This window comes from Pseudoalteromonas sp. Scap06 (assembly GCF_013394165.1).
Lineage (GTDB): Bacteria > Pseudomonadota > Gammaproteobacteria > Enterobacterales > Alteromonadaceae > Pseudoalteromonas.
The window spans coordinates 784181-810152 of sequence record NZ_CP041330.1; the positions used below are offsets into that span (position 1 = coordinate 784181).

The following is a 25972-nucleotide window of genomic DNA, read 5'->3' on the forward strand; positions in this document are numbered from 1 at the left end:
GGGAAATGATCCATTTAAAAAATTTGTGCAATCATAGCAATAAAAGCCGCTTCTAGAAACGGCTAATCGAGTTTAAAAAGTGGCAGGGGGGATGACATATTTTTAGGGAACGAAATTCGGTAATGTAACCCTTGGTCGGGTTCACTGCTGACTTCAATTTTGCCATTGAGTGTTTGTTTTACGAGGTTAAAAATAATGTGAGCACCTAAGCCGCTGCCACCTTCATCACGCTTTGTGGTGAAGAATGGGTCAAATAAACGCTTAAGTTGTGCCGGTTTCAACCCGATACCATTATCTTGGTAATTAATGACTAAGTCGTTTTCATCGGTATTTACATCTATGGTAATTTGGCCACTGTTTATATTTTCAAAGCCATGCAGTAATGAATTCATAATTAAGTTAGTAAATATTTGGCTGATCACCCCCGCAGGTAAATTAATAATTAAATCATCAGGGCAATGCAGGCGAATGCTATGGGATGTTTTTTTAATTTGCGGGTGTAAAGAACGTATAACCTCATTAATGTAATCCTTAAAGTTAATGGTTCTTAGCGCCTCACTGGCTTGATCAACTGCGATTTGTTTAAAGCTCGTGATTAAGTCAGATGCGCGCTCTAAATTGTGAGAGAGTAGCTGAGCACTTTGTGCAGCATCATTAATAAAGCTCTCCAGTGCTGAAGAGGATAGCGATTTGTTTTTAAACGCAGTTTCTATTTCAGTTAAACGCTCATGTAAAAATGAAGTCGCAGTTACGCCGATACCAATAGGGGTATTAATTTCATGAGTAATACCCGCCACTAAACCGCCTAATACCGCCATTTTTTCTGAGCCAACAAGCTGCTCTTGCGCAAAGCTTAGTTCATCGAGTGAGTTTTGTAGTTGGGTTTGTTTACTTAGCAGCTCTTGCTCAGTTTGCTTTCGTAGGTCAACTTCTTCAGTTAATACTGCTTTTTGGCGTTCGAGTTCATATTTTTGTTGCTGTAGGTCGATCATTGCTTGGCTAAGGTTTGATGTTTTACGCGCTACATCTTGTTCAAGCTGCAAATTTTGTTGATCTAGTTTTTGATTACTTTCGATTAGGTCATTCTGGGTTTGCTTTAACTCTTTTTTATACTCAACAACTTTAGAGATCAAATTGTTAAAAGAGCGCTCCATTACTTTTAGTTCGTTATTTTCGTCAGTGACAATTTTAACGCGCTGGCCATCGAGCTCTTCTAATTCAAGGTATTCAATTTGTTCAGTAAGTTGTGTGAGTGGCTCCGTTAGCAGCTTTCTAAATGCGATTAAAAACAAGATGATTAAAAAGGTGGTTTTAATCATGGCGTTGCCAATTAAAAAGTAAATAGAGAGCATGATGCGACTAAAGATCACGTCGCGGCTAGAAAATAAAGTCACATCACCTACTTGGGTGGCGCGACCTGAAAATTCAAAAATAAGCGGAAATGTATAACCAAATAAACCTGCTTTGGCGTCTTCTACAATCACGTCTTCTTGGACAAGTTGCTGACTATATAGGTTGTGAATGTTTAGCGCGCGGCCTAATTGAGAAATAATAGCGCCGTTATCATCACGAATAATAACCCCTTCAACCATAGGTATATCAAGTAATCCTTCTGCGGTTGTTGTGGTTTGTTTTATATTTAACTCCCAAATTGCTCGGGTTAGACTTCTACCAAATGTTTTTTGCAGTGTGCCGAGCTCATCGCGTATGTAATCTTTGGTATTAACATACTCTGCGAAGATTTGTCCGCAGGTCACCACAAAAGTCAGTATAAAATAAACCGATAAAACTCGTGTGAGTAACTTTGTTGAAAGACTTTTTTGCGGCATGAGGGACTTGTATTTCCTTTAATTATTCAACTATTAGTGTACGCTTATAAACATTAGTTAATAAATCATTAAAAATAAACATATATTTTATTATATTGTTATTTTGCGATCTTAAATAAGGATTACCTCATGAACTTAACAATCAAGCATAGTGTGTTTCGCTAGTTTGTTTTCAAATTAGGTAGAGTTATTTTGCTAATTTTTATTGTGCATTAATGCACTTTATTGATAACGTTAGTAAAAGATACAGTAAATAACCTGCTCGCTACTTATGTTGGTTATATTTTTGACTTTTTGCTGCCTGAGTAAGCAAATTAATTTTAGCGTGGGTTTAGGTGTTTTATATGAGTTTAATTAAATTGTCATTATGATGCGTTTTTCTATTTTAGTCTGTGATGACTCAACTGTTGCTCGTAAACAAGTGATCCGCTGTTTAAATGAGTGTATTGATGCTGATATTCAACAGGCAACCAATGGTAAAGAAGCCTTGGCGTTATTACACCATAAGCATTTTGATCTCTTATGCCTCGATTTAACCATGCCTGAAGTGGATGGGATTGCAGTGCTTGAGCAGGTCAAAGCAAATAAAATAGAAACTTATGTATTGGTAATTTCTGCAGATATTCAACAAAAAATGCGAGATCGCGTAGCGCAACTCGGCGCAATCGATTTTATTCACAAACCGATTAATAAAGCACAACTTAACGACGTTTTGCATAAGTTTGGCATTTATTAATAAAATTCATGATGAAAAAGACTGTTTTATCTTCTAATTTAGGGTTGACAGAATAGCCTTTGTTAAGGCAGTCTTAAGCTATGAAAACATTTAGTCTTGTAACGACCATTATTATTACAACCACCATTCTTACTGGATAGTGGCATAGGTCGGTGCAACAAATTTAAAGGCCTGTGTTCACTTAGAACACAGGCCTTTTTTCGTTTTATGGAATGAGGAAACATAAAAATGCGCGTTTTAAAATTTGGTGGCTCATCGCTCGCTGACTTTGCCTGTTTAGAGCAAGTAGCTGCTCTAGCTAAGGCACAATTAAAAGATGAAATGTTACTGGTGCTTTCAGCGCCTGGCGGTATGACAGATTCGCTTGTTGCGCTGGCTAGTGCAGCAGAGCAGGGGCTGGATTTCAACCCGTTGTGGGATGCACTTGTTACCCGCTGCAATGCTTTAAAAGCAGCTGTAGAGGAAAAACAAGGAACAGTTCAAAACTGGCCAGACTTTAACGAATTGAAAAATAAGCTTGATGGGGTTGCACTTATTAAGTGTTGCCCAGACAAAATCAGGGCTTTTATTATTAGCTTTGGTGAACGTGTTAGCGTATCGCTAATGCAAAGCTTACTAGCCGATCATAACGCGCATTATTTACAAGCAACAGACTGTATTGTTTCAACGGGTGGACACATTGACGCTGAGGCCGATTTAGTCGCCAGTAAAGCCCGTTTTCAAGCGGTACTAAAAGAGTCGCCAGCAACGGTTTACATCATGCCTGGATTTACTGCAAGTAATGATAAAGGTGAGCTCACAACACTTGGTCGAAATGGCTCTGATTATTCAGCGGCGATTGCTGCAGCGTGTTTAGAGGCGCAAGTGTGCCAAATATGGACTGACGTTGATGGTGTATACAGCGCCGATCCGCGTTATATCAAAAAAGCCACTAAGGTTGATTTCCTATCTTACAAAGAGGCGATGGAGCTTTCTTATTTTGGCGCTAAAGTGTTGCACCCTAAAACTATCCTACCGTGTGCAAAAGCTGGAGTGCCATGCGAAATTAAAAACACTCATAACCCAGATGCACAAGGCTCATTAATTAGTAACGATACGGTATCTGATGAGCCAGTAAAAGCACTCTCAAGCCTACAAAACTTAGCTATGTTGACCGTTTCAGGTCCTGGTATGAAGGGCAAAGTGGGTATGGCATCGAAAGTATTTAATGCATTAGCGCATGATAACGTGTCAATCGTCCTGATCACTCAATCATCATGTGAATTTAGCATCAGTTTTTGTGTTCATGAAAGTGATTTAAACCTAGCGTTAAGTGCGTTGCAAGTGGCCTTTGACTTAGAGTCAAAAGCTGGCTTAATTGAGCCGGTAAATGTGCAACGTAATTTAGCAATAGTAACGTTAGTGGGCGATAACATGCGCGCTCATAAAGGCTTAGCGGCTAAGTTTTTTGCATCGCTTGCTCAAGCACAAGTTAACATTGTTGCTATAGCGCAAGACTCAACTGAAAGCGCTATTTCTGCGGTTATTGACGGTGAGTTGTGTAATGACGCGGTTAAAATCTGTCATGAAAACTTTTTCACTCATGTGCCTTCAATCGATGTGTTTTTATTGGGATGTGGCTTAGTCGGTCAAGAGCTAATAAACCAGCTTGAACGTCAACAAGCATGGCTTGAAAAGCGAAATATTAAATTAAACCTATACGGTGTGGCTAATTCTCGTCAATTACACCTTGATGGTGAAGGCATTGCTTTTGATGATTGGCAACAAAAACTAACGCAATCAGAGCAAGCATTTGATTTAAAATTAGTAGAACAGTTTGTTAAGCAAAACCACTTGGTTAACCCTGTGCTAGTTGATTGTACTTCATCAGATGCCTTGGCTTCGCAATACGTCGATTTTTTAAATGCGGGTTTCCACGTTGTGGCTGCCAATAAAAAAGCCACCACGAGCTCATATACGTATTACCAAGATTTAATAGCAGCTACACATAAAAATAATCGTAAGTTTTTATACGAAACTAACGTAGGTGCAGGTTTACCTGTAATCGATAACTTGCAATCACTCTTTGGTGCTGGCGATGAATTACTTGAGTTTAGTGGTATTTTATCAGGCTCGCTTTCATACATGTTTGGTGCACTAGAAGATGGTTTATCACTTTCTGAAGCAACAATTAAAGCCAAAGAAAGCGGGTTTACAGAGCCCGATCCGCGCGATGACTTATCGGGAACTGACGTAGCACGTAAACTACTTATCATTGCCCGCGAAGCAGGTATGCAATTAGAGCTTAGCGATATTGAAGTGGAGTCGGTGTTACCACAAGGCTTCGCCCAAGGTGACAATGTTGAACAGTTTATGGCAAAGCTACCAAGTCTGGATGCTGACTTTAACGACCGTATTCAAAGTGCAGCGAGTGAAGGTAAAGTACTTCGCTACGTAGGCACAATTAAAAATGGTCACTGTAAGGTCGGAATCGAAGCCGTGGATTCATCACACGCATTAAGTGTAATTCGTGATGGTGAAAATGCGCTGGCTATTTTAAGCCAATACTACCAACCGCGTCCGTTTGTAATTCGTGGTTATGGGGCAGGCTCTGCAGTAACTGCTGCGGGTGTATTTGCCGATATTCTTAAAACACTATCACGCTAGGGGGCGGTTATGATTGAAGTTTATGCGCCAGCCTCCATTGGTAATTTTACGGTTGGCTTTGACTCCCTCGGTGCGGCGTTAGCCCCGATTGATGGCAGCTTGCTGGGGGATGTGGTTACTATTTGTGAAGCGCCTCGTGATGAGTTTATTTGTAGTGGCGAATACGCCCATAAACTCCCAAGCGATGCGAATGAAAACTTAGCGTATCAATGTTTAGTGCATTTTCGTACACATGTAGCACCGAATATGCCAGCCGTAAAATTAGAGTTGAAAAAAAACCTGCCTATAGGGTCTGGGTTAGGCTCAAGTGCTTGCTCTGTTGTTGCGGCATTTGCAGCGCTGGATAAGTTTGCTCAAACTAATTTAAGCCAAGTTGAGTTAATAGAGCTAATGGCCGATTTTGAGGGCTTGGTAAGCGGTGGACGTCATTATGACAATATCACTCCTTGTTATCTTGGTGGCTTACAATTAACGGGCGACTTAATTCCAAATAAATCAATAGCGTTACCTGTTGATGAAAACTGGTATTACGTTGCCGCATTTCCTGGCTTTTCGCTCAATACCGCAAAGGCACGCTCTGTTTTACCAAAAGAGCTAAGTATGCATGCGGGGGTTGAGTTTGCGCAGCGATTATCGGCTTTTAGCAGTTTATTACTGACTTCACGTTTTGATGAGGCGCTTTGTATTATGCAAGACAATATTGCTGAACCACATCGTGCGCCACTAATAAATGGTTTTGATCAAGCCAAACTTAGTTTGCCAGAACTCGGTGCTGAAGTGGTGAGTATTTCAGGCGCAGGGCCGACCTTGTTTAGTGTATGTAAAACGCTTGAAGCGGCAGAGCAATGCGCGCAGTGGCTAGAGGAAAATTACATCAACGAGCAAGGTTTTTGCCATATTTGTAAATTAGATAACGACGGCACGCGTCAATTAAATGTTTTATAGGATAAAGAGTCATGCAATTACATAATTTAAAAGAATATTCACAAAAAGTGTCGTTTGTTGAAGCTGTAAAAACAGGACTAGGGCGTAATCAAGGTGTGTTTTTTCCAGAGTCGTTAGCGCCATTAAGTGATGTTGATGCATTACTAGATATGGACTTTGTTACTCGCAGCGGCAAAATTTTATCGCACCTTATTGGTGACGAGCTACCAAGTGATACTGTTGCCCAGATGGTTAAGAATGCGTTTAACTTTCCGGTTAAGCTGGTGGAAGTTGAAGACAATACCTATTGCTTAGAGTTATTCCATGGCCCAACACTGGCATTTAAAGATTTTGGTGGCCGTTTTATGGCCGAGTGCTTAGCGCAATTTAATCAAGGCGAAAAAGTGACAATATTGACAGCAACATCGGGTGACACCGGGGCTGCAGTCGCACATGCTTTTTATAAAAAACCAAATATTGATGTCGTTATTTTATACCCTAAAGGTAAAATTTCATTAGCGCAGCAAAAGTTATTTACAACGCTTGGTGACAACATTCACTGTTATGCGATTGAGGGTAGTTTTGATGATTGCCAAGAATTGGTTAAAAAATCATTTTTAGATGAAGAGCTAAAATCGAAGTTAGGTTTAAACTCTGCAAATTCAATCAACATTAGCCGTTTAGTTGCGCAGGTGTGTTATTACTTTGAAGCCATTGCACAGCTGCCAAAAGAAAAGCGTGCTACAGCGCATATTTCAGTACCGAGTGGTAACTTTGGTAATGTGTGTGCGGCTATGATTGGCGCTGTTATTGGTATGCCAGTAGGTAAACTAAGCGCGACTACGAACCAAAACGACACAGTACCGCGCTTTATGCTTGATAAAAATTGGACGCCTAATGCGACAATTGAATCGCTTTCAAATGCAATGGATGTGAGTAAACCTAATAACTGGCCGCGAGTACAAACTATGCTAGATAATAACTGGTTTAGTTATGACAATTTTTATTCTGTTAGTGTGGATGAGCAAAGCACAAAATCAGTGATGAAAAAAATTCAACAGCTTGGCTATATTGCAGAGCCTCATACCGCGATTGCCTACCAAGGGCTTATTGAAAATAAAGCAACAGATGCTGCAGGTATCTTTTTAGCGACTGCACACCCAGCTAAATTTAAAGAAAGCGTTGAAGAGGTACTAAATACCGAAATAGCCATGCCAAAACCGCTAGCAGATGCGCTTGCAAAACCGTGTTTAGCCACTGATATGCACAACGATTATGATGTTTTGCGTACAGAATTGTTTAAAAAGCTTGCCTAAAAAAGGCAGATAATAAAAGCGGCTTAGGCCGCTTTTTTTGTCTGTTTATGCATCGCTTAAGACATAACGCATAAGCTATATAAATGTAGTAAATAAAATTCATTTAAAATTGTTATTAGTTTATAAAAAAATATCATCATCAAAATGCTGTGAAATAGTCTCAATCCCTGTTTAAATATCCTCAACTTAAGAGCGTAGGCAAAACGTCGTTTTAAGCGTACAATAAAGCCTCTAAAAAATACCCATACACGTTGCCCAGGAGACCCCAATGTTAGAACGTAGCATGAATATTTCGGACTTTGATCCAGAGTTATTTGACGCGATGAGCAAAGAAACATCACGTCAGGAAGAGCATATTGAGTTAATTGCATCTGAAAACTACTGTAGCCCACGCGTACTTGAAGCGCAGGGTTCTCAGCTGACTAACAAATACGCTGAAGGTTACCCGGGCAAACGTTACTACGGTGGCTGTGAGCACGTAGACGTGGTTGAGCAACTTGCTATTGACCGCGCAAATGAATTATTTGGTACAGATTACGCAAACGTGCAACCTCATGCCGGTTCACAAGCTAATGCTGCTGTTTTCCAAGCTCTTTTAAACCCACTTGATACTGTATTAGGCATGAGCCTAGCGCACGGTGGTCACTTAACACACGGCTCACACGTAAACTTCTCAGGTAAAACATACAACGCAATTCAGTATGGCCTTAACGAAGAAACTGGCGAAATTGATTACGCACAAGTTGAAGCGTTAGCACTTGAGCACAAACCAAAAATGATCATTGCTGGTTTTTCTGCTTACTCAGGTATTGTTGATTGGGCTAAGTTCCGTGAAATTGCAGACAAAGTAGGTGCTTACTTATTTGTTGATATGGCGCACGTTGCAGGTTTAATTGCTGCGGGTGTTTACCCAAGCCCAGTACCATTTGCTCACGTTGTAACAACCACAACACACAAAACATTAGCGGGTCCTCGCGGTGGTTTAATCATCTCTGCGTGTGGCGATGAAGAAATTTACAAAAAGCTAAACAGCGCTGTTTTTCCAGGTGGCCAAGGTGGTCCTTTATGTCATGTTATTGCTGCTAAAGCGGTTGCATTTAAAGAAGCACTTCAACCTGAGTTTAAAACATACCAAGCACAAGTTGTTAAAAATGCACAAGCAATGGTTGCCGTATTACAAGAGCGCGGCTACAAAGTAGTATCGGGTAAAACTGACAACCACTTATTCTTACTTGATTTAATCGACAAAGATATCACAGGTAAAGATGCAGATGCTGCCCTAGGTAATGCGAATATCACGGTTAACAAAAACTCAGTACCGAACGATCCTCGTTCACCATTTGTTACTTCTGGTTTGCGTATTGGTTCACCAGCAATCACTCGTCGTGGCTTTAAAGAAGCAGAGTCAAAAGAGTTAGCGGGCTGGATCTGTGACGTACTAGACAACATCGAAGATGAGTCAGTACAAGCGCAAGTAAAAGAAAAAGTGAAAGCAATTTGTGCAAAATTACCTGTTTACGCTTAATCCAAGAGTAAAATAGTAATTTAGATCACAACTGCACACATTTTTGTTATGATAATGGCCGCTATAATAGCGGCCATTTTTTGTTTTTAAAACGGAAACACACAGTTATGCATTGCCCATTTTGCACCGCCAAAGATACTAAAGTTATTGATTCTCGCCTTGTCGGCGGGGGACACCAAGTACGTAGACGCCGTGAATGTAATGAGTGCCACGAACGATTTACCACCTTTGAAGGGGCTGAATTAGTGATGCCGCGAGTTATTAAGCAAGATGGCAGTCGTGAACCGTTCAATGAAGATAAGTTACTAAATGGCTTAACCCGCGCTCTTGAAAAACGTCCCGTAAGTACCGAACAAGTTGATGAAGTCGTTAATATAATTAAATCTCAGCTACGAGCCACCGGCGAACGTGAAGTGTCTAGCCATTTAGTGGGTGAGTGCATTATGGAAGCGCTGAAAAAGTTAGATAAAGTAGCTTATGTAAGGTTTGCCTCAGTATATCGCTCGTTTGAAGATATACGTGAGTTTGGTGAAGAAATAGCCCGCTTAGGAGAGTAGTAATGACCATGCAAAGCTCGTTTTCAGAGGATGATAAACGTTATATGGCACGTGCCATTGAGCTGGCAAAAAAAGGGCGCTTTACCACCACTCCTAATCCTAATGTAGGCTGCGTACTAGTAAAAAATAATAAAATAATAGCTGAAGGGTTTCATCAATTAGCAGGGCAAGGTCATGCTGAAGTTAATGCTTTGGCTGAGGCCGGTGAGAATGCTAAAGGTGCAACCGCTTATGTAACCCTAGAGCCTTGCAGTCATTATGGTCGCACACCGCCTTGCGCTGAAGGGCTAAAGGCCGCGGGTGTAAAAAAAGTGGTTGCTGCTATGGTTGACAGCAACCCGCAAGTTGCAGGAAAAGGCCTGAAAATTTTAGCGGATGCGGGTATAGAAGTCGCTTACGGATTACTTGAAGAGCAAGCGCGGGCATTAAATTTAGGCTTTTTTAAACGAATGGAGCAGGGGTTACCCTTTGTAACCTGCAAAATGGCCGCCAGTATTGATGGTAAAACGGCGCTTAAAAACGGCCAAAGTAAATGGATAACCGGGCCTGCTGCGCGCCAAGATGTGCAACTATATCGTGCTCAGAGCTGTGCAATTTTAACCGGTGCCGATACAGTCTTGATGGATGATGCAAAACTAAATGTACGCCCAGAAGAACTTCCGGTTTCTTTACCGACCAATTTACCACTGCGCCAACCTGTTCGCGTTATTATTGATTCCCAAAACAGACTTACCCCTGAACTTGCCTTATTTTCAATTCAAAGTGAGGTGATAATATTTACCACCAAGGTTGATAAATCGCATCAGTGGCCTCATTTTGTTAAACAGATCGAAGTCCCCGAAAAGAACAATAAAGTAGACTTACAAGCAGTGCTGCAAAAGCTAGCGCAATTACAGTTTAATAATGTGTGGTTAGAAGCGGGTGCCACATTGGCCGGAAAAATGGCTGAACTTGATTTAATTGATGAGTTTGTTTTTTACATTGCCCCTAAATTAATGGGCAGCGATGCTAAAAGTTTACTGAATTTCCCAGAGTTAATGAGTATGCAAAATACCATTAATTTAACTTTTAATGAGTGTGTGCCAATCGGTGATGATTTACGTATCACAGCACACAAAAAAGCTCATTAATTATTTTATATAAAGAGTAGCACTATGTTTACTGGAATAGTTGAAGCGACAGGTAAAATTGCGTTATTACAAAAAAAACAAGGTGATTTAGCTATTCGTATCCAAAGTAAAAACCTTGATATGAGTGATGTTAAGTTAGGTGACAGTATTGCAACCAATGGTGTGTGCCTCACGGTTGTTGATAAGCATATAGATGGCTTTAGTGCTGACTTATCAAATGAAACGATTAGCTTAACGGGGTTTGCACATTACGCATTAGGGCAAACAGTTAACTTAGAAAAGGCGATGCAACCTGTATCGCGCCTCGGAGGTCATTTAGTGTCTGGTCATGTCGATGGTATTGCCACTATCACAGCAATAAATACCAATGCGCGAGCAACTGAATATTGGTTAGCCACCGACGAAAATTTAATGAAATACATTCCTTATAAAGGGTCTGTATGTATTGATGGTATTAGCCTAACGGTCAATGCGGTTGAAGGTAATAAATTTAAACTAACGATTGTGCCCCACACCAGCGGGCAAACGACCATAGCCGATTTTCAAGTCGGTACCAAAGTGAATCTAGAGGTCGACCAAATAGCACGTTATTTAGAGCGCCTTGTAAAGGGAGCTGAGCATCCTACTGGTTCAGATATTTCGATGAGCTTACTCGCTAAAGCGGGCTTTATAAAATAACGATATTGACAACTTATACGAGCAACTTATGAATTTAAACAGCGCACAAGAAATAATAGATGACATTAAAGCCGGTAAAATGGTTATTTTAATGGACGATGAAGACAGAGAAAATGAAGGCGATTTAATTATTGCTGCTGAGCACATTAGTGCAGAAGCAATTAACTTTATGGCGACTCATGGCCGTGGGTTAATTTGTTTAACCATGACTCAAGAGCGTTGCTCGCAACTTGATTTACCGCTGATGGTTAAAAATAATGGTGCCGCGTTCTCGACCAACTTTACTATGTCTATTGAAGCGTCAAAAGGGGTTACAACGGGTATTTCTGCAGCGGATCGTGCTCGTACTGTTCAAGCTGCCATTGCTAAAGGCGCTGTGCCAAGTGATATTGTACAACCTGGGCATATTTTCCCTATTATGGCGCAACCTGGCGGCGTATTAACGCGCGCAGGGCACACTGAAGCTGGCTGTGATTTAGCGCGTTTAGCGGGACTTGAGCCGTCATCAGTGATTGTAGAAATTCTGAATGAAGATGGCACCATGGCGCGCCGCCCTGATTTAGAAGTATTTGCTAAGCAACATGATATTAAAATTGGCACCATTGCTGATTTAATCGAATACCGTAACTTAAATGAAACCACTATTGAGCAAGTTGCAAAATGTAAATTGCCAACTGAGCATGGCGAATTTGACTTAGTAACTTACAAAGACACCATTGACGGGCAGCTGCACTATGCATTGCTTAAAGGTGAAATAAAACAACAAGAACCAACGTTAGTGCGAGTGCACTTACAAAGTACCTTTAACGATATTTTACTCTCTGATCGTAATGCTGATCGTAGTTGGGGATTATCGCAAGCAATGGCGTATATAGCTGAGCATAATGGCGCTTTAGTCATCTTAGGTAAGCAAGAAAGCACTGACGAATTAGAAGCGACTGTTAAAGCATTCGCTGCAGCTGATGCTGGCGAGAGTGTAACGCCACGCAAATTCCAAGGTACTTCACGTACCGTAGGTGTAGGCTCGCAAATTTTGGCTGATTTAGGTATCCAAAAAATGCGTTTGATGAGTTTACCGAAAAAATATCATGCATTATCAGGCTTCCATTTAGAAGTTGTTGATTACGTAGAGCCACAATAATTACACGCTAGGCTATTATTTTATTTATGTGGTATAATGCGCAGCAATTTTTGCGCAACCGAAATCGCTTAAACTTATTTTTAGGGTTATCAAATGAAAATTATTGAAGGTAATAAATACGCTCCAGGCAAAAAGTTTGCCATTGTCATTTCTCGTTTCAATGACTTTATTGGTAGTAGCTTGCTTGCAGGTGCTGTTGATGAGCTAAAACGTACTGGTGGAGTATCAGAAGATGATATTACCGTAATTTACGTACCAGGTGCGGTTGAATTACCTTTAGCAGCGAAACGCGTTGCAGCAAAAAAAGAATATGATGCAATTATCGCCTTAGGTGTAGTGATCAGAGGGGGCACGCCTCACTTTGATCTCGTCGCTGGCGAGTCAAATAAAGGGCTTGCACAAGTATCACTTGAGTATGATATCCCGGTTGCATTTGGCGTATTAACCACTGAAAGCATTGAGCAAGCAATTGAGCGCGCAGGTACCAAAATGGGTAACAAAGGCGGCGAAGCTGCTTTAGGTGCGCTTGAAATGGTTAATGTGTTAGATAAAATTTAAGTTTAAGGAATTTTTGTGAAACCAGCAGCAAGACGTAAAGCACGTATCTTAGCACTTCAAGCCGTGTATTCATGGCAATTAAGCGGCAATGCAATTGCCGATATCGAACAACAAATGTTGATCGAAAACGATGTGACTAAAATTGATGTTGAATATTTTAAAGATTTAGCGCGTGGAGTTGCAGTAAACCACAAGCAACTAGACGAAGCTGTATCGCCTCATTTAACTCGTCCATTTGATGAATTAGACGAAGTTGAACGTGCTATCTTACGTTTAAGCAGCTACGAGCTTAAATTTCGTGAAGACGTTCCTTACAAAGTGGCTATCAATGAAAGTATTGAATTAGCTAAAATGTTTGGCGCTGAAGATAGCCATAAATTTGTAAACGGTGTACTTGATAAAGCTGTAAAACAGTTACGCAAGTAATAACAACTTTAGCTGAAATTTATTATCAGATGAGTTGTTATAAATAACCGTTAAAAAGGAGAGCCGGCATAGGCCGGCTTTTTTGTGTATGAAGGAATTTGAATTAATTAATCGTTACTTTAAAGGTCGTGGCATTACTCGTCGCGATGTTAATTTAGGGATTGGAGATGACTGTGCGCTTGTCACAGTTCCAGCGAACTGTCAGCTTGCTGTAACCACAGATACCTTAGTTGCTGGGGTGCATTTTTTTCATGATATCTCCCCTCGCGCATTAGGGCATCGAGCTCTTGCTGTTAATTTAAGTGATTTAGCTGCCATGGGCGCAGAGCCTACTTGGGTGTCGGTTGCACTTACGTTACCTAGTATCGATCCACAATGGATTGCTGAGCTGACTGATGGCATGCATGAAATTGCTGAGTACTTTAACGTTCAGATCATTGGTGGTGATACCACTCAAGGTCCACTTAGTATTACTATTTGTGCAAAAGGTACAGTTCCTGAAGGCACAGCATTACGTAGAAGTGGTGCAAAAGTGGGTGATTGGATTTTTGTAACCGGTCCGCTTGGTGATGCTGGGTTGGCGATTGAATCGAAAAAACAAGGCTTATCGATTGCACCTGAACACTTAAAAGATATTAATAAACGTTTAAATTTCCCCACGCCACGTGTAGCTGCTGGGCAAGCGTTACGAGGCTTGGCATCGTCGGCCATTGATATTTCCGATGGGTTACTAGCCGACTTAGGGCATGTGCTAAATTTATCACAAGTTAGTGCCACCATTAATATTGAAAATGTCCCCACCTCAGATGCCATGCAAGCGAGTCTTGATTTTGAGCAGCGACTTCCTTTTGTTCTTAACTATGGCGATGATTACGAGTTACTGTATACCGTTGCTGATAGTAACAAGAGTATGCTAGATATTAAGCTGCGCCAATACGGTGTAGAGGCAAGCTGTATCGGGCAAATAAAAAGTGGTGACGGCAATATAGAGTTATTACACCAAGGTGAGAAGTTTGCTTTTGAACATAAAGGTTTTGAGCACTTTTCCAAGGAGCAGGTTTGAATAAAAACCGATTATTTAATTTAAAACGCCCACATCAATTTTTTGGCTTGGGTTTTGGTACTGGGCTCGCACCAAAAGCACCTGGTACATTTGGCACATTGGCAGCATTACCGTTTATTTTTATTACCATGCATTTTCCGCTATGGTTACAAATTGTATTTGCAGTAGTCATAAGCATCTTTGGTATTTGGGCATGTGGAAAAACCGCCGATGACCTTCAAGTACATGATCATCCCGCAATTGTTTGGGACGAAGTTGCTGGTTACTATATTACTATGATTGGCGCAGCACTTAACTGGCAAACATTACTGGTGGGCTTTTTACTGTTTCGCTTTTTTGATATAGCAAAGCCTGGGCCGATTCGCATACTCGATAAACGTGCCCATGGTGGGTTTGGTATTATGGCCGATGATGTACTTGCAGGTATTTTTTCGCTTATTTGTTTGCAAGCATTGATAAAAGTAGGTTTACTACCCTTTTAATTTATTATTTGTTTAACTAGGTGGCAGCACTATGATGCGATTTTTATTGGTTTGTGTACTTATGCTATGTGCCATGCCAAGTACGGCTTCAATTACTGATTACGTAGTTAAACAATGGAATATCAAAGACGGCTTACCCTCACAATCCCTAAAAAGTGTAGTACAAGATAACCAAGGCTATATGTGGCTTGGCACTCAATTTGGATTAAGCCGTTTTGATGGCAATACCTTCACTAATTATAATACCCAAAATAGTTTATTTTTACCCAGCAATGGTATTAATAAATTATTGATCGATGGAGAAGGATTATTGTGGGTAGGCACTAAAAATGGCCTTGTGGTTATCGATCCTGAAAAGCTAACCGCACAAGAGTTTAATATTAAAGGCCCTGTAAGAGATATTCTTGAAGATTCTCAAGGCAGTATCTGGATAGCAGCTAATGGGCTCTATTATATAGACAGAGGCCAAATAGAACTGCGCGACCAACTAAATAACCCTAGTCCTATTGTAAACGCCACAGCTATCACTCAAATTGTGGGATCGGTCAGTAAAATGGCGCTTTCACCTGAAGGGATTTGGCTGGTTAACGACCGTAATTTATTACGTTTAACGCAAAGCTCGTCTGACTTTTCTAAATTACGCTTAGAACTAACCGCTAAAGTGGCTTTACCCGATCGTTTAGCGCAAACCATTGTTCACGATCTATCGTTTTTAAATGGTAATTTGTACTTAGCTTCTGAGTTAGGGGCTTATTTTTTAGATTTAGATGACGAGCTACGTCCGTTTCCACTTCCCAATGCTAATAACTCAGCTGTGTATAAGTTTATGAGCGACGGCAATGGCGGCTTGTGGATATCAACCTATGGACGTTTATTATTTAGAGCTAAATCTAATGATTGGCAGTGGGTTGAACCAAGCCAGCTAGATCAGAGTATTTGGTTTGCTGATATATTTAGAGATGATGAAAATAACATATGGTTAGCGAGTTTTAGTGAAGGGCTATGGCTTGCTCACGAAGGTCGAATAGAGCGCCATTCTGCCATTTCTAAAATGACCGAAGCGGTAATGGCAATTAGTAAATCACCTGATGGTAAGCTATGGATTGCCAACAAAAGTGGCGTTGGCTATTTTGATGCCGATAAAACTTTTATTAATGTTATTAATAGTGCCAAGTATGGAAATGCCTCGGTACATGACCTGCAATTTGATGGCGATCGCCTTTATGTTGCTACTGGCAGAGGCTTGTTTTTCTACGAATCAAATACCTTATATAGTTTCCCTGCTCGTGCATTGAGCGATAACCCTGTTTTTGCAATTAGCACTTCAACTAAAGGCGGTTTTTGGGTAGGCACCGGGCGAGGATTATATCGTTTAAATTACAATGGTTTAAACCCTTTTGCGTACAATGCTTTTTTAGGCAGTAAGTTTGTAACCTATGTTTTAGATAAACCAAATTTTGGGGTTATTGGCACCAGTAAAGGCGCGTATTACTTTACTGAGCGAGGAATTGAAAAAATAGGTGACCAAACCACTTTGGAAAGCGCTTATGTGACCAGTATTTTACATATAAAAGGGGTAGGCATTTTAATTGGCTCGTTGAATGATGGCCTGTTTTATCGCAGTGGACAAGGGCAATGGCAGCAACTAGACGCCGCCAATGGATTGCCATATGGTTCCATATTCAGTTTAGAATACGATGACACCTCAAAGCGAATTTGGGTAAGCACCATGAAAGGGGTTTACCGCATGCCTGTTGAGCAATTTAAAGCCAACATCGAAAGCTTAAAAGTAGAAGAAGTGATTTCTTCATTTGACCGTCAGCTCGATGGTAAAGCCAGCCAATGTTGTAATGGCTTAGGCCATGATGCGGTGGTTGATATGGATAACTCTATTTGGTACCCCAGCTTACAAGGTGTGGTGGAAATTCCGAAAGACGTAGAGTTATTTGGATTACGTTCGCTTAAACCAACTATAGAAACCTTAACCACACCATCACGAAAGCTTGCAGCTGCTGCGTTAGGTGAAAAACCGGTTCTTGAGACCGATGAGCGTGATGTAACACTTACCTATACTGCGATTGATTATTACGCTCCGGCAAGTATTGAGTTTAGATATAAACTTAATGGGCTTGATAACGATTGGCGCTATGCAAATACCCGTCGAGAAGCAATTTATACAAATTTACCCGCTGGTATGTTTTTATTTGAATTAGAAACTAAACGCCAAGGTGAGGATTGGGGTAAAGCGCAATCAGCCGAATATGCGTTTGTTGTTCCTGAACGATTTGGTGAAACCATCTACTTCAGATTACTGATCACCAGTGGTTTTGTGTTGCTCTTTTATTTAGTGTTTTGGGTATTTAAAGTTCAAGAGCGACGTAAGCAACAAGTACTCGAAGGGCTTATTACTGAACGAACCCTAGAGCTTCGCCAAGCGAATGATAAATTAAACCAAGTAAATTCTCAGCTTAAACTTGTTAGTCACTCTGATGAGCTAACTGGGCTGAGAAGCCGTCGTTTCTTGTTTGATCAACTACCAAAAGATATTGAGCATTTTCAGCGTAATTCGCAGTCATTGCAGGCTCAGGGTAAATCTTTGGTGTTGTTAATTATTAATTTAGATAACTTTAGCCGCATTAACGATGCTTATGGTCCTATTGCTGGAGATAGCTGTTTACAACAAGTAGCGGCATTACTTAACTCGCGTACTCAAGGCTCTGATTATGTTGCTCGGTGGAGTGGTGATGAGTTTTTACTGTTATTACGCGATTTTAAGTGTAATTTAATCGACAGCTATGTATCTGAATTATGCCAAGCTATTGCCGATTATACCTTCCAACTTCCTAACGGTGAGACAACCAATATAACAGCGTCAGTGGGTTGGTCTTTCTATCCGCTACCTCTGCTAGGTGGTCAAGTTATTAGCTGGGAAACATCGATTAATTTAGCTGATATCGCATTGCATCAAGTTAAAAAACGCGGCGGCGATGGCGTTGCTAACATTACCTTTGATGAGCAATTAGATGCATTTGAGTTTGAGCAAAACCCGAATGTTGAACAGCAGATTGGCCTATTGCAAAGTAATGGCTTAGCCGACATTAAAGTGTGGATGCGCTAGAGGTTAAAGTTAGCAATAAAAAAGGAGCCAATGGCTCCTTTTTTATTAAACACTATAAGTATTAGCTCATAAATGCTTTGATTGAGGTTAATATACCTTGCTCACCTAACCCCATTTCATCGTGCATTTGCTGTTGAGTACCGTGTTTAATAAATTCATCCGGTATACCTAAGTTAAGTATTTTTACAGCCGCTTTTTGAGTAGCTAAATACTCATTAACTGCCGAACCTACACCACCAGAAATTGCATTATCTTCAAGTGTTACAATGATATCGTGGTTAGCGACAAGTTCATCAATTAAACCAGTATCAAGTGGTTTAATAAATCGCATATTAACTAAAGTGGCATTGAGCTCATCAGTGGCTAATTGGGCGTTTTCAAGCAAGGTACCGAATGACAATATAGCTACTTTAGCACCTTGTTTAATTACGTTAGCTTTACCAATTTCGAGCTGTTGCATAGCGCTTTTAACCTCTGCTGTGCCCGCACTGCCACGCGGGTAACGCACAGCTACTGGGCAATTGGCTTGATAGCCAGTGTATAGCATTTGACGGCATTCGTTAGTATCGCTAGGTGCCATAATAACCATGTTAGGAATACAGCGCATAAAGCTTAGGTCATAGGCGCCTTGGTGAGTTTCACCATCAGCTCCGACAATACCTGCGCGGTCAATAGCAAATAATACCGGTAGGTTTTGCAATGCAACGTCGTGAATTAGTTGATCATACGCACGTTGTAAAAAGCTAGAGTAGATAGCAACAACGGGTTTTAACCCTTCACAAGCAAAACCTGCAGCAAGGGTTACAGCGTGTTGCTCAGCAATTGCCACATCAAAATATTGTTCTGGGTGTTCTTTAGAAAAGCGCACCATTCCCGAACCTTCACGCATCGCAGGAGTAATTGCCATTAACTTGTTGTCTTGCTCTGCCATATCGCAAAGCCAATCACCAAATACATTTGAGAAAGTCGCTGCACTTGGTTTAGATTTCGGTAAACTTGAAGTCGCAGGATCAAATTTTGGTACGCCATGATAACCAATCGGATCGGCTTCTGCGGGCTTGTAACCTTTGCCTTTTTGGGTTTTTATATGTAAAAGTTGTGGGCCTTTTAAGTTACGCATGTTACGCAGCGTATCAACCAGCATATTCACATCATGACCATCAATTGGACCAATATAGTTTAGGCCTAATTCTTCAAAAAAAGTACCCGGGATCATCATCCCTTTAATGTGCTCTTCCATACGGCTGGCAAGTTCTTTTACCGGCGGTACACCAGAAAGAAGCTTTTTACTGCCTTCGCGGATGTTGGTATAAAAGCTACCTGATAAAATACGCGCAAAATGATTGGTTAACGCGCCGACGTTTTCAGAAATCGACATTTCGTTATCGTTCAAAATAATCAACATATCTGATTTAACATCACCTAAGTGATTCATCGCTTCAAAGGCCATACCTGCGGTAATTGCGCCATCGCCTATCACCGCCACTGTTTTACGACCTCTGCCTTCTTTTTGCGCAGCAATAGACATACCCAGCGCCGCTGAAATAGAGGTACTTGAATGGCCAACACTAAACGTATCGTATTCACTTTCGTCTCTAAATGGAAATGGGTGCAATCCATCTTTTTGACGAATGGTGTGCATTTGGTCACGACGTCCCGTTAGTATTTTATGTGGGTAGGCTTGATGACCTACATCCCAAACTAAACGGTCGTCGGGAGTGTTGTACACATAATGTAATGCAACGGTAAGTTCTACGGTTCCTAAACCAGACGCTAAATGGCCGCTACTTTGCGATACTGAATTGAGTAAGTAATCACGCAATTCATGGCTAAATGCAGAAAGCTTATCTTGTGCTAAGTCTCGCAAGTGGACTGGTTCGTTCACCAAATTAAGTAATGGATACTTGCTGCTATCAAGTGTCATGGTTTTTTATATATCCTTCGCTAATATTAACTTTCCTCAAAAGTTAGATTTAAGAGGTAAACTAATATTCAGTAATAATTTTGTTCTAAGAGTTAATACGTTTTAGCCATGTTTAATGGTCACGTTCAATTAAATAGTTTGCCAATGCCGCTAAGTCGGTCGTGTCTGCGTCAATATTGGCTAACGCCTCATGGGCTTGCTGTATCAAATTTAGTGCTTTTTGCTTAGCACCTAGCATACCTAATAAAGCGGGGTATGTCGCTTTATTAGCAGCAATATCTGACCCTTGAGGCTTACCTAAAGTCAGTGTGTCGCCCTCAACATCTAAAATGTCGTCATGAACCTGAAAGGCCAGCCCAATAGCATACCCAAAAGTAGATAAGTTATCTAAAGTATGTTGGCTAATATTAGGAGCGCAAAGTGCGCCCAAAGTAATCGCACAATTTATTAATGCGCCGGTTTTAAGTTTATGAATACGTTCTAATTCATCAACCGTAATAACTTTATCTGTTGCTGCAATATCGCGGCCTTGTCCGGCAACCATTCCTTGCAAGCCTGAAGCATGGGCTAATTCTGCAATCATTTTTAACTGAGCTTCTGTTGAGCATTTAAATGTGTGCTTAGCAATAAGCTCAAATGCTAAGGTTTGCAGTGCGTCACCTGCTAAAATAGCTTGTGCTTCACCATAGACAATATGACATGTAGGACGGCCACGACGTAAATCATCGTCATCCATAGCGGGCAAATCGTCATGCACTAATGAATAACTGTGAATGCATTCTATCGCTGCTGCAAGTACATCTAAATCACGCTTGTCAGCACCTAACATTTTACCTGTGGTATAAACTAAAAAGGGCCGCAATCTTTTCCCGCCATTCATTAAACTATAATGGGTGGCTTCTTTTATGGTGTTGTCGCTTTCAAGAGGTTGTTCGAAATAAAGATTGAGAGTATTGGCTACATCATCTTGAGCAAGCTTTATTTGTTCTTTTATGCTCACAATTATTCCATATCGTTATTAAATTGAGTAAGCGGTGCTTTTTCGTCATTACCCATTAATATCGACACCTTTTGCTCGGCTTGTTGAAGTTTACCGGAAGACGCACTGGCTAATGCAATGCCGCGCTCAAATTGCTTTAAAGACTGTTCAAGCGATAAATCACCTTGTTCCATTTCACTGACAATTGTTGTTAGTTCTTCTAGTGCTTGTTCGAAACTTAAATTTTCAGGTTTTTTAGTCGCCATCTTTATTTTCAACTTACATAATAAATTTAAACGCCAATTTTAGGGGGAATGCTAAACTAGGTCAAAGAATGTTATGTTTTTTTGATAGATAAATGCTGTTAATTGGGTTTTACTGCGCTTCAGCGTTATTTTTTAAATTATAAATTCTGATTAGTTAGATTGATTACCTATGTTGATCTAAAATAGGACTAATCGTAATTTTATCGTTTATCATAAAAATCACTTAAGTATTTCAGTATCTTGCCGATATACATTTAATAACAACGCTTGCGAAGAAAAAATATAAAACCTTTGGAGGGAATGTGGATTTAGCAACCATTATTGGGATCCTTGGCGCAATTGGCTTAATTGTCATGTCCATGTTTATGAGTAGTAGCGGCGAAGTCGGTATGTTTTACAATACCCCTTCCGTGGTTATTGTATTTGGTGGCTCCCTTTTTATCGTTTTATCCAATTTTACTATGTCGCAATTTTTAGGCATTGGTAAGGTTTGTGCTAAAGCGTTTATGTTTAAAATTGAACCCCCTGAAGCCTTAATTGAAAAGGCGGTTGAGCTAGCAGATTCTGCCCGAAAAGGCGGGTTTTTAGCATTGGAAGAGGCTGAAATTCCAAATCCATTTATGCGCAAAGGCGTTGATATGCTCGTAGATGGGCATGATGCAGATGTAGTGCGCGCTACATTACAAAAAGATATTTCCCTCACTACAACTCGCCATGAAATGGGCGCAAGCTTATTTAAATCGTTAGGTGATATTGCTCCTGCAATGGGGATGATTGGTACATTAATCGGTTTGGTGGCTATGTTATCAAATATGGATGACCCAAAAGCAATCGGCCCAGCAATGGCTGTAGCCTTGTTAACAACGTTGTATGGGGCATTTTTGGCGAATGTTGTCGCCATTCCTATTCAGGTAAAACTTGAATTGCGTAAAGACGAAGAAGCAATGAACCAGCGACTTATTTTGGATGCAGTATTAGGCATTCAAGATGGCCAAAACCCTAAAGTAATTGAGGGGATCTTGAAAAATTATTTGGCTGAGTCTAAACGCGCGGTAAACACTGAGGAATAGTTATGTCTGATGAAGAGTGTAAATGCCCACCCCCAGGGTTACCTGCATGGATGGGGACATTTGCCGATTTAATGTCGCTATTAATGTGCTTTTTTGTACTCTTACTCGCGTTTTCTGAAATGGATGTGCTTAAATTTAAGCAAATTGCAGGTTCTATGAAGTTTGCTTTTGGTGTGCAAAATAAAATTGAAGTTAAAGATATCCCAAAAGGCACCTCGGTTATTGCAATGGAGTTTACTCCAGGTAAGCCTGAGCCGACCCCCATTGAAACTATTCAGCAGCAAACAGTTGAAATGACTCAGCAAATGCTAGAGTTTCAGGCGGGCGATGAAAGCTCTGCTGGCGGACGCCAAGAACAACGAGGCGAAAAACGAGGCGGTGAGTCTAGCAGCACCTCTGAAGAAGTAGCTTCAGCGCCTTCAGTTTCTGCTGCTGATCAAGAGCAAATAAATGACTTAGTTAAAAAAATTGCACAACAGCTTGAAAAGCAAATTATTGATGGAGCTATTGAGCTTGAGTCATTAGGTCAGCAAATCATTATTCGTATTAGAGAAAATGGTTCGTTTCCATCGGGCAGTGCGTTTTTACAACCCCAGTTTAAACCTATCATTCAAGATATTGGCCGGTTACTAAAAGATGTTCCCGGGGAGATCACCGTCTCCGGTCATACTGATGACTTCCAAGTCTCTAATGAGCTTTATATTAATAACTGGGATTTGTCCTCTAAACGAGCTGTTGCGGTAGCAAGTGAGCTGCAAAAAGTTGCGGGTTTTGATAAAACTCGAATGATGGTCGTGGGGCGTGCAGAAACCAGACCTTTAGTGCCGAATGATTCACGAGAAGATCGAAGACGTAACCGCCGGGTAGAAATATCAATTTTACAAGGCAAGGCGAAAGAATCAGATCCTATTGATATTAGATAGAATTTATTGGTTTTGTTACTTTTTTAGCATAGAATACACCTTTATTAACAGATGTAATTAAACTGGAGTGAATATGTTGGATAAGTTTTGTAGTATGCCTGGTAATGGAAATGGCGATGACGATGATAAAAAAACGAATTTTACTAAGTAATCATGCCTGATTGGTTTGATAAAGTCTTAGAGATTACAAACAGTAGCTGGATGCTTTTTTTGAGCCCAGCTATTTTTGTTTTTTATTTACGAAAAGATTTTTGTGCTTTAAGGTTTACTTTATTAACAGCCGCTTTTTTTCTTTTTGGTGCTTTAATTCATTCATCAATCAAAGAGTTTGATGACGGTACCTACATATATCGTTATATAATTTGGGCATTTAATGATTTAGCGTGGATGGCTCTGATTGCTTATTTGGGCCTGAAAGATAAACTGCATTTGTGGCAATGCGTACTGGGCCAACTTGTGGTTATTGGTGCACCCATCCTGCAGTTGTTTCGTCTAGTTGACCGTCACCTTTGGGATTTATCGTACAGCACTTATATGTATAAAACTTTGCTGCCATTAATTAATATTGGCACTATTGTAGTGTGTTATCTTCCCCTTTTATATATTTTTGCTAATAAGCGAAATAAAGCTTTAAGTTAATAACTACAAAAACACCCCTCGTTTTAAAATGATATGCTAGACTACTGTTTATATGAACAGTGTTAGAGCTTTTGGTTATGAAACTTTATATTGCTGAAAAACCCTCGCTGGGTCGCGCTATTGCAGACGCACTTCCTAAACCGCATAAAAAGCATGATGGCTATATTGAGGTAGCGAATGGTGATTGTGTATCTTGGTGCATAGGTCATTTGCTCGAACAAGCAGAACCCGATGACTATGACGAGCGTTTTAAAAAGTGGCAGTTTGAACATTTACCTATTGTGCCAGAACATTGGCAACTTAAAGCAAAGCCTAAAACTCGTAAACAACTCACTATTTTAAAAAAGCTAATCAAACAAGCAACAACACTTGTACATGCTGGCGATCCTGACCGTGAAGGCCAGTTATTAGTTGATGAAGTAATAGAACAAGCAAAAATCAGCCAAGCAAAAAAGCAAAATATTCAGCGCTTACTGATCTGTGACTTAAACTTAACGGCAGTTAAAAAGTCACTAAATAGTATGCGTGCTAACCGTGACTTTATTCCTTTGAGTGTTTCTGCTCTTGCGCGGTCTCGTGCTGATTGGTTGTTTGGCATGAACTTGACGCGTGCATACACATTAGCGGGGCAAAAAGCGGGATTTGGTAATGTATTGTCGGTTGGACGAGTGCAAACACCCATTTTGGGCCTAGTAGTTAATCGCGATAACGAGATAGCAAATTTTGTATCAAAACCATTTTATGAAGTACTTGCTCACCTTGATACACCTAAGGAGCAATCATTTACTGCTAAGTGGATACCAAGTAAAGCGTGCGAACCTTATCAAGATGAAGAGGGCAGAGTGCTTAACAAAGCTTTAGCTGAAAATGTAACTTCACGTATCGCTAATCAACCAGCAAGCGTAACTGCTCTTGAGCAAAAGCAAAAAAAACAAACCGCGCCGCTTCCCTATAATTTGTCTGCTTTACAAATAGATGCCGCTAAAGCGTTCGGATTGCCAGCGCAAAAAGTGCTCGATATTTGCCAGGTTTTATATGAACGTCATAAGTTAATTACTTACCCACGCTCAGATAATCGTTATTTACCAAAAGATCATCACCAAGATGCAGCTGCGATACTAAAAGCGATTGCAGTAAATGGAGGCCAAAAAGCAGAATTTGTTAATGGAGCAGATGCAAAAAAACGAAGTAAATGTTTTAACGATTCAAAAGTAGCAGCTCACCACGCGATTGTACCAACAGCTAAACAGTTAAAAACTGTGAGTTTAGCAAGTGATGAAGAAAAAATTTATCAGTTAATAAGTCGACACTATTTAATTCAGTTTTATTCCGATTACATTTATAACGAAACCAAGGTAGAGGTAACTATAGCGGGTGGTTTATTCAAAGCTAATGCAAAACAAGATGTAGACTTGGGTTTTAAATTGCTTATGGGTAAGTCAGAACTTAAAGAAGAAGCAACGTTGCCTTATTTGGAAAAAGGCATGGTACTTACCTGTACTAAAGGTGAGGTGGTGCAAAAGCATACAACTCCTCCTGCTCATTTTACCGATGCAACCTTACTTGCTGCTATGACGGGAATTAGCCGTTATGTAAAAGACTCGCAAATAAAAAAAATATTAAAAGAGACAGATGGCCTTGGTACTGAAGCCACTCGCGCAGGTATCATGGAACTATTATTTAAACGTCGCTTTTTAAAACGTGAAGGAAAAGCAATTAAAGCAACTGAAACAGGTCTGGCACTAATTAGTGTATTACCTGAGGGGTTATCAAGCCCCGATTTAACTGCAAAATGGGAGTCGAGTTTAGGAGATATCGCTCAGCAAGCAATGAGTTATCAGCAATTTATACAGCCTTTGCTAGCTGATTTAACTAATTTTGTAAGCCAAGCAACTAACTGCGATAGTAATGTATTTGCACATTTGCCAAAAACATCGCCTAAGAAGCGTTTTGCTAAACGTACAAAGAAAGCGCCGTATAAAAAGTCGAGTTACAAAAAAAGCCCTGCGGTAAATTAAACTCAGGGCTTGAAAATAACCTTG

Annotated in this window: 22 protein-coding genes; 18 read left to right on the forward strand and 4 right to left on the reverse strand. The window is 40.4% G+C overall.

Features of this window, described 5'->3' with window-relative positions:
* Positions 1 to 62 precede the first annotated feature (62 nt).
* A complete protein-coding gene (locus tag FLM47_RS03595) occupies positions 63 to 1829 on the reverse strand; it encodes a sensor histidine kinase (protein WP_138605186.1) in 1767 nt (588 codons plus the stop codon).
* A gap of 367 nt (positions 1830 to 2196) precedes the next feature.
* On the opposite strand from FLM47_RS03595, the gene FLM47_RS03600 reads away from it, so the two are divergent.
* From FLM47_RS03600 to FLM47_RS03665, 14 genes are all read left to right on the forward strand, one after another.
* Positions 2197 to 2565 (forward strand): response regulator, encoded by a 369-nt coding sequence (locus tag FLM47_RS03600; RefSeq protein ID WP_138605184.1) that lies wholly within the window; start codon positions 2197 to 2199, stop codon positions 2563 to 2565.
* A 228-nt stretch (positions 2566 to 2793) separates the two neighbouring features.
* The gene (thrA, locus tag FLM47_RS03605; RefSeq protein WP_178955253.1) at positions 2794 to 5211 is read left to right on the forward strand and encodes a bifunctional aspartate kinase/homoserine dehydrogenase I; all 2418 of its coding nucleotides are present in this window, start codon (positions 2794 to 2796) and stop codon (positions 5209 to 5211) included.
* Between the two features lie 9 nt (positions 5212 to 5220).
* Positions 5221 to 6156, forward strand: a complete 936-nt coding sequence (gene thrB / locus FLM47_RS03610; protein WP_008112008.1) for a homoserine kinase — start codon at positions 5221 to 5223, stop codon at positions 6154 to 6156.
* Between the two features lie 11 nt (positions 6157 to 6167).
* Complete coding sequence (gene thrC / locus FLM47_RS03615; protein ID WP_178955255.1) at positions 6168 to 7451, forward strand: threonine synthase; 1284 nt, start codon at positions 6168 to 6170, stop codon at positions 7449 to 7451.
* 268 nt (positions 7452 to 7719) lie between these two features.
* Positions 7720 to 8976, forward strand: a complete 1257-nt coding sequence (gene glyA / locus FLM47_RS03620; protein ID WP_028834925.1) for a serine hydroxymethyltransferase — start codon at positions 7720 to 7722, stop codon at positions 8974 to 8976.
* A 107-nt stretch (positions 8977 to 9083) separates the two neighbouring features.
* On the forward strand, positions 9084 to 9533 hold the full coding sequence (gene nrdR, locus FLM47_RS03625; protein WP_010390928.1) for a transcriptional regulator NrdR: 450 nt from the start codon (positions 9084 to 9086) through the stop codon (positions 9531 to 9533).
* 2 nt (positions 9534 to 9535) lie between these two features.
* Positions 9536 to 10663, forward strand: coding sequence for a bifunctional diaminohydroxyphosphoribosylaminopyrimidine deaminase/5-amino-6-(5-phosphoribosylamino)uracil reductase RibD (gene ribD / locus FLM47_RS03630; protein WP_178955257.1), 1128 nt, complete (start codon positions 9536 to 9538; stop codon positions 10661 to 10663).
* Positions 10664 to 10687: 24 nt separating this feature from the next.
* A complete protein-coding gene (locus FLM47_RS03635) occupies positions 10688 to 11341 on the forward strand; it encodes a riboflavin synthase (protein WP_010390931.1) in 654 nt (217 codons plus the stop codon).
* A gap of 28 nt (positions 11342 to 11369) precedes the next feature.
* On the forward strand, positions 11370 to 12482 hold the full coding sequence (gene ribBA, locus FLM47_RS03640) for a bifunctional 3,4-dihydroxy-2-butanone-4-phosphate synthase/GTP cyclohydrolase II (protein ID WP_010390933.1): 1113 nt from the start codon (positions 11370 to 11372) through the stop codon (positions 12480 to 12482).
* A gap of 93 nt (positions 12483 to 12575) precedes the next feature.
* Positions 12576 to 13040, forward strand: coding sequence for a 6,7-dimethyl-8-ribityllumazine synthase (gene ribE / locus FLM47_RS03645; RefSeq protein ID WP_008110216.1), 465 nt, complete (start codon positions 12576 to 12578; stop codon positions 13038 to 13040).
* A gap of 15 nt (positions 13041 to 13055) precedes the next feature.
* Positions 13056 to 13466: a transcription antitermination factor NusB gene (gene nusB, locus FLM47_RS03650; RefSeq protein ID WP_010390936.1), complete on the forward strand. Its 411-nt coding sequence runs from the start codon at positions 13056 to 13058 to the stop codon at positions 13464 to 13466.
* An 88-nt stretch (positions 13467 to 13554) separates the two neighbouring features.
* Positions 13555 to 14529: a thiamine-phosphate kinase gene (gene thiL / locus FLM47_RS03655; protein ID WP_010390938.1), complete on the forward strand. Its 975-nt coding sequence runs from the start codon at positions 13555 to 13557 to the stop codon at positions 14527 to 14529.
* The gene (locus tag FLM47_RS03660; RefSeq protein WP_008110211.1) at positions 14526 to 15011 is read left to right on the forward strand and encodes a phosphatidylglycerophosphatase A; all 486 of its coding nucleotides are present in this window, start codon (positions 14526 to 14528) and stop codon (positions 15009 to 15011) included. Before thiL ends, FLM47_RS03660 begins: the two co-directional genes overlap by 4 nt.
* 31 nt (positions 15012 to 15042) lie before the next feature.
* Positions 15043 to 18129, forward strand: coding sequence for a ligand-binding sensor domain-containing diguanylate cyclase (locus tag FLM47_RS03665; RefSeq protein WP_138605177.1), 3087 nt, complete (start codon positions 15043 to 15045; stop codon positions 18127 to 18129).
* Positions 18130 to 18190: 61 nt separating this feature from the next.
* Here the strand turns inward: FLM47_RS03665 and dxs are convergent, their stop codons facing one another.
* The 3 genes from dxs to xseB all read right to left on the reverse strand — a co-directional run bounded on the left by dxs (position 18191) and on the right by xseB (position 21298).
* Complete coding sequence (gene dxs / locus FLM47_RS03670) at positions 18191 to 20053, reverse strand: 1-deoxy-D-xylulose-5-phosphate synthase (RefSeq protein WP_178955259.1); 1863 nt, start codon at positions 20051 to 20053, stop codon at positions 18191 to 18193.
* Positions 20054 to 20165: 112 nt separating this feature from the next.
* Positions 20166 to 21053, reverse strand: coding sequence for a (2E,6E)-farnesyl diphosphate synthase (gene ispA, locus FLM47_RS03675; protein ID WP_138605173.1), 888 nt, complete (start codon positions 21051 to 21053; stop codon positions 20166 to 20168).
* A gap of 2 nt (positions 21054 to 21055) precedes the next feature.
* Positions 21056 to 21298: an exodeoxyribonuclease VII small subunit gene (gene xseB / locus FLM47_RS03680; protein WP_138605171.1), complete on the reverse strand. Its 243-nt coding sequence runs from the start codon at positions 21296 to 21298 to the stop codon at positions 21056 to 21058.
* 302 nt (positions 21299 to 21600) lie between these two features.
* Between xseB and pomA the strand changes: the two genes are divergently transcribed.
* The 4 genes from pomA (at position 21601) to FLM47_RS03700 (ending at position 25948) form a co-directional block, all read left to right on the forward strand.
* Positions 21601 to 22368, forward strand: a complete 768-nt coding sequence (pomA, locus tag FLM47_RS03685) for a flagellar motor protein PomA (RefSeq protein WP_010390948.1) — start codon at positions 21601 to 21603, stop codon at positions 22366 to 22368.
* A 2-nt stretch (positions 22369 to 22370) separates the two neighbouring features.
* A complete protein-coding gene (locus FLM47_RS03690; RefSeq protein WP_010390949.1) occupies positions 22371 to 23291 on the forward strand; it encodes a flagellar motor protein MotB in 921 nt (306 codons plus the stop codon).
* A 153-nt stretch (positions 23292 to 23444) separates the two neighbouring features.
* The gene (locus FLM47_RS03695) at positions 23445 to 23930 is read left to right on the forward strand and encodes a hypothetical protein (protein ID WP_178955261.1); all 486 of its coding nucleotides are present in this window, start codon (positions 23445 to 23447) and stop codon (positions 23928 to 23930) included.
* Positions 23931 to 24007: 77 nt separating this feature from the next.
* On the forward strand, positions 24008 to 25948 hold the full coding sequence (locus tag FLM47_RS03700; protein WP_178955263.1) for a DNA topoisomerase III: 1941 nt from the start codon (positions 24008 to 24010) through the stop codon (positions 25946 to 25948).
* Positions 25949 to 25972: the final 24 nt, after the last annotated feature.